Origin of the sequence: Candidatus Seribacter sulfatis, from assembly GCF_964187635.1 — a bacterium.
Classification (GTDB): Bacteria; Verrucomicrobiota; Verrucomicrobiia; order Opitutales; family Seribacteraceae; genus Seribacter; species Seribacter sulfatis.
The window spans coordinates 1-5,361 of the sequence record NZ_CAXLMO010000027.1; the positions used below are offsets into that span (position 1 = coordinate 1).

Here is a 5,361-nt window from a genome sequence, read left to right on the forward strand (position 1 = left end):
GAAAAAATCCTACCATTCACCAAGGAGAAATTAAGCGATAAATGGTGTCCTTCAAAGCGCCACCCCCAGGTGCCGGCTTTATTTGGCTGACCAAAGATTGCATAATGATAAAGGTCTGGGTTTCTCATTTCCCGTCCTTCATTTTCATAGAGAATTTGTTCGAGGAGAATAACGGTAGATGCTTCAATCTGTCCACGATGGCTCAGGGCGGAAGAAAGAAGAGTCTGTGCTAAGGTTCTCTGAGGAGAAGACATCTCTTTTACGGATAATCCCATTCGTCCGTTCGGTTTTACAAAACTTCCCGGAAAGAAATGCCAGTTTTCTCTCTCATTATCAGAGAAGGGGAAATGTGCTTTCTTTTTTTGCCCTTCTTCCAAAGAATTAAGGAAATTGTGAGCGGCCGTTGTCATTTCGGTCGCCGGGTCGTGAGCAAAAATCTGTCCCCCAAGAGACAGGCATAATAAAATAGGAATAAATCGTTTCATGTGTAAATAAATAGAATTGGGCCACTGTTTGTTCAATGTCCATTCAAAATATGTGGTTTGGGTAAACATAATATAGGAAGTTCTATTGTATGGGAGTGATTTTTTTCATTCCTTACAGAGTGGTTCGTTGACCAAGATGATGGTTTAAGATAGCTAAAATATTGGCATGAATACTTTCCGAACCACCCGCTCTGTTCGAGTTTCAGGATCCCTCTTTTCTGGAGGAGGAGTGGGAGATGTTGGAGTAGAGTGGGGGTGTGCAATACCAGTTTTAGCTGCGGCTGAAATCCTTCCATCCCGAGCACAGTTAATTAGAAAGAATTTTCCTGCGACTGAGGTTTTTGAAGGTGATATATGGGAGTTACAGCAGGAGTACATCAATTTCTTTAACAAAGAATTGAATGGAAAAAGACCTTGGCTGATTACTCTTTCTCCACCCTGCCAGGGTATGTCAGCGAATGGGGCAGGGAGAATATCATCTTCAATTCGCTCGGGTGTCCGACCCAGAGAGGATGAAAGGAATCGACTGATATTGCCTGGTATTTCAGTCCTCGAAAAGCTGCAACCCGATTGGTTTATCCTCGAAAATGTTCGAAGGATGCAAAATACAATTATCCGTAACGAGCATGATAAACCTGAAAATATTCTAGCTTGTTTATCCAGGCGTTTAACCCCTTTGGGATATTCGATAAGGTCTAATGTTTTGAATTTTTCTTCCTATGGAGTGCCCCATCATCGGGAACGATTAATCACCATCGGTTGTCGTATTCCGGAGGTCTTAGAGTCTTGCCCTCCGGTTGGGGATGTATTTTCCAAACAAATAAGCCCGTTTCACCCAGTCGCCACACATGGGGAGAAAAACGGCCATGCTCCTGTCAGTTTAAGTGATGCGATTGGTCGGCTGCCCCAATTAGATTCACTCGGTTTGCTTCAGGATTCTAAAGATCCATACCATTGTATTCCGCGTTGGAATGAAAATCAGTATTTCTGGATGAAACACACCCCGGAGGGGAAAAGTGCTTTCGATAATCTCAGCTGCATTCAATGTAAGCATAATAACGAACAGGAGGAATCGGTTGCCTGTGAAAAATGTGGTCATACTTTACCTCGACCAGTCCTTCTAAATAAGGGGAAAGCGAGGCTCATCAAGGGCTTTCGAACCAGCTATCGCAGAATGAGGTGGGATAGTCCGGCCAGTACATTAACTATGAACAGCGGGGTGATTTCGAGTGATATGAAAGGCCACCCCGATCAGAACCGTGTACTTTCTCTTCGGGAAATTCTTATTTTATCCACTTTGGATCATGCGCTGTGGAACAAAAAGTTTTCATTTGAGGGAATCCGTTATGGGAGAATGAAGGAAAGTGACAACTTTTCAATAAAGCTCATCCGTGAGGTAATCGGGGAGTCAATTCCGCCCTTGGGCATGGCACAGTTAGTCAAACATTTGATCGCGCTAGAGGAACAGCTTTAAAGAAGCTTATCCTGTAAAGCACTGGTATCGTTTCTTCTCGCATGCATAATAATTATTTTTCATTCTGATATACTCGGACATAGTCGACCAGCATTTTTGCAGGAAACTTTGTTTTAGTGTCCGGGTTACCGGGCCAGCGTCCTCCAACAGCAAGGTTGATCAAAAGATGAAACCGCTGATCGAAGGGAGCGGGAAAGGTACCCTTTTCCGAATGCCATTTTTCCTGAGTTTGCCATGGCTTTCCATCAATCCCCCAAATGATTTTTCCTTTCTCCCAAAAAATCGAGAAAATGTGAAATTCATCCGCAAATGTGCCTTTGGCAAGTTTGAATTCCTTACCAGCATGTTGGTTTTTGGGCCACCCACCTCCGTAATGAAGTGTTCCATGATAAGTGGAAGGTTCGTGACCAACGAGTTCCATAATATCAATTTCTCCACTTGAGGCCCAACCGCCATACTTTTCATCAGTCGGAAGCATCCAAATAGCAGGCCACATACCTTTTCCAATCGGCAATTTTGCCCGTACATCCACGCGGCAGTATTTCCAGTCCCCTCTATGTTTACTTCTGATTCGAGCAGAAGAGTAGGGGCGAGTGGTTCCAGCCACATTGGGATTGTCTTTGTGAGCCTCTATGACGAGATTTCCATTTTCTACCCGAAGGTTTTTCTTATCCCATCGATAAATTTGTTGTTCGTTATTACCACCACCATAGGCATTTTCCTCAACGCCCCATTTTGAATAGTCTAGGGAATCTCCGTTAAATTCGTCTGCCCAGACTAATTTTTGTCTGGATTTTCCGTAGGAAAATGAGGCCAGTGAATAAAGAATCGAAAAGGTTATAATTAATAAAAGCTTCATATTTATAAATTGATATCATTCCCTGTCATTACAATACCAAAAGTTGATAAACCATACTATTTCTGTACTATCTGACATAGAATTTAGTAACCATAGGCGAATTTTTAGCGATTGATTTCTAAAAAAAAGCGGCCCGTCCTTGTTGCCAAGAACGGGCCTAAAAACCAAGAAAGCCTACCCCAAAACTCCCTTGGACAACTTAACTTTAGAAATAAGGAATTCTCTTCGTCAACTGCGATTGAGCTTTTATTGTTTGGGAGTAGTTGAAGTTTAGTTTAATAGCTTGAGCTACAGAGGTTTAAGTTGCGCACATTTTATTAAGAAAGTTATTCACCGCCTTGGTTTTGATTTGTGAGCAAATGGGTTTACGCTCAGTATTCGGTCTTTTTCATGCCGGGTTGTGGAATAGGATAAGACCCATCGGCATTCGCAAGCAAAGGAGATTCAGAGTCCATGGTAAGGTTTTCCACACCTGGTGCAAAGTCGTGGCTGCAGTTTAACATTTGGTCATAAGTTACTTCATTCCCTACATGAGCAGCCATTCGACCCATTGAGGTTACCACACTTGCCTTGACCCCGCGCTCGACTTCATTATGGGGCTTATCGTTTTTAATGGCATCCATCAAGTATTCCCATTCGTCTTGGTAGGGGTTAGTTTCCCGTTCTGGGCGACCTCCACCGTTTTGTCCAAACATCCAAGCCAAATCACTGTCAGGGCCTTGACCTTTATGGATACGGGCTTGTGAGCGATGACCTCCTGGACCTGAGATCAGGGCATAGCCCTTTGTGCCATTGGCATGGCTGGCAAATTCCTGATAGCATTTGTTCATACTCCTACCTTGGAAGTAAAGTTTTGTCTCGTCCGGAAAGGTATATTCCACTGAATAGGAATCAAGGTTTTGATCTATTTCATCTCCGCGGTAATGCCTGCCTCCCATGGCCTGTGCCTTGACCGGCCACATGCCTTTCATCCAGCAACATTCATCTATGTTATGAATATTAAAGTCGCTGTACACTCCACCGCTTAACCAAAGAAATCCATGGAAGTTCTTAATTTGGTACATTAAGTCCGTTTTGTCTTTATCCGGAGTTTCCTGTTTTCTTTTGTCCCAACCAATAAGTCTTCCTTGCATACGCACCGCTTTTAAATAAAGAAGTTCCCCCAGTTCGCCATTGTCTATCCTATCCTTAAGTTCTTTCCGTGCCTGACTGTGTCTGCACATTAAGCCGACACCGACTTTCAGATTAATTTTTTTTGCTTCCTCATTCAGTTCTAAAATTTTGCGTGAAGAGGGACCATCCGGAGTGACCGGTTTTTCCATAAATACATTTAAACCTCTCTTGATCGCGTATTGATAATGTACCCAACGAAATGCACACGGAGTTGTAAAAATAACGATATCGCCGGGATCGAGTACATCCATTGCTTTTTGGTATCCGTCAAAACCTATAAACTTTCTGTCTGGAGATACATCGACGAGCTCTTTATGTTTTTTGGATAGCCCGTTGTAACTCTGATCGAGTCGGTATTGGAAAATATCCGCCATCGCAAAAAGTTTTCTGGGTCCAAATGCCTGAGATACTGAGAGAGCATTGCTGGCGGCTCCAGTTCCACGACCGCCACAGCCAACCAGAGCAAGCTTTGTTTCTTCTCCGCTTTTTCCATGAACCGTCGGAAGGGTTAAGCCGGCAAGTGCTCCAACGGTGGCCATACGGCCGGTGTTACTCACAAATTTTCTTCGGGAGAGAGAGGATAGGATTTCTTGGTTATTCATGATTTTCAGGTTAGTTGTTCAAATGATACTTCCAGTTAGTTAGAACTGACTGATGAACTTGTGCGAGCGTTTTTTTCGCCGAGAAATAAACGGAAAATATTTTTATCGGATTCAATACCGACGGTCATGCTTAGTCATTCCCGTAATCGGAATTTATTGTCCCGCTATACAGTATAATTTCGTCAGTGAACGAGTAAAAAGTTTTTTTCCGATCGGACTAAGCGTGGCTCTGAATACCTCGCTTGTGTTATCGGCTATTGCATTTTCAGATTCTATTATCAATTTCTTTTTACTTGGCTTCACCACATAAGTGATCCCCATTTCATTTTGTATAAAGTAATGTTCAGAGGTAACCAAGGGTGAGCCAGAAAATGCTCCCTGTAAGCGATCCACCCAGTAAATTTCTCCTGACTTAGAATCGTAGCAAGTAATAATACCACTCATACTGGTTGCGAATATTAATCCTTGAACGGACGCAGGAGAAGGTAAATCCCGTCCACCATTTCTGCGGGCATGCCATTTCATATGTGTTTTCGTTATGTTTCCTTTCCCCGTTGGATCGACTGCATATAAATCACCGGGTTTCCCGTTTATAACAAAGAGGAGTTCTCCATCATAAAAAGGAACCGGGGAGCCGCGACCATTGAAGCTTTCACAAAACCATAATTCTTTTCCGTCTTGAATCGAGTATCCCTTTACGCCAAATTCTCCATTTAACACCACTTGTTTTTTGCCTTGGACGGTGATTACAATTGGTGTGGACCAGCC

At 43.1% G+C, this 5,361-nt stretch carries 5 protein-coding genes; 1 reads left to right on the forward strand and 4 read right to left on the reverse strand.

From position 1 onward, the window contains the following. Window positions 1-485, reverse strand: a 485-nt coding sequence (locus tag ACKPQ5_RS03605) for a DUF3500 domain-containing protein (protein ID WP_407677729.1), incomplete at its 3' end; no start/stop codon positions are given. 166 nt (window positions 486-651) lie between these two features. Between ACKPQ5_RS03605 and ACKPQ5_RS03610 the strand changes: the two genes are divergently transcribed. Then, window positions 652-1,959 (forward strand): DNA cytosine methyltransferase, encoded by a 1,308-nt coding sequence (locus tag ACKPQ5_RS03610; protein ID WP_407677730.1) that lies wholly within the window; start codon window positions 652-654, stop codon window positions 1,957-1,959. Window positions 1,960-2,011: 52 nt separating this feature from the next. Here ACKPQ5_RS03610 and ACKPQ5_RS03615 read toward each other — a convergent pair whose 3' ends face one another. The 3 genes from ACKPQ5_RS03615 to ACKPQ5_RS03625 all read right to left on the reverse strand — a co-directional run. Next, on the reverse strand, window positions 2,012-2,818 hold the full coding sequence (locus ACKPQ5_RS03615; RefSeq protein WP_407677731.1) for a glycoside hydrolase family 16 protein: 807 nt from the start codon (window positions 2,816-2,818) through the stop codon (window positions 2,012-2,014). 371 nt (window positions 2,819-3,189) lie between these two features. After that, complete coding sequence (locus ACKPQ5_RS03620) at window positions 3,190-4,593, reverse strand: Gfo/Idh/MocA family protein (protein ID WP_407677732.1); 1,404 nt, start codon at window positions 4,591-4,593, stop codon at window positions 3,190-3,192. A gap of 153 nt (window positions 4,594-4,746) precedes the next feature. Continuing rightward, on the reverse strand, window positions 4,747-5,361 hold a 615-nt coding region (locus ACKPQ5_RS03625), incomplete at its 5' end, for an outer membrane protein assembly factor BamB family protein (RefSeq protein ID WP_407677733.1).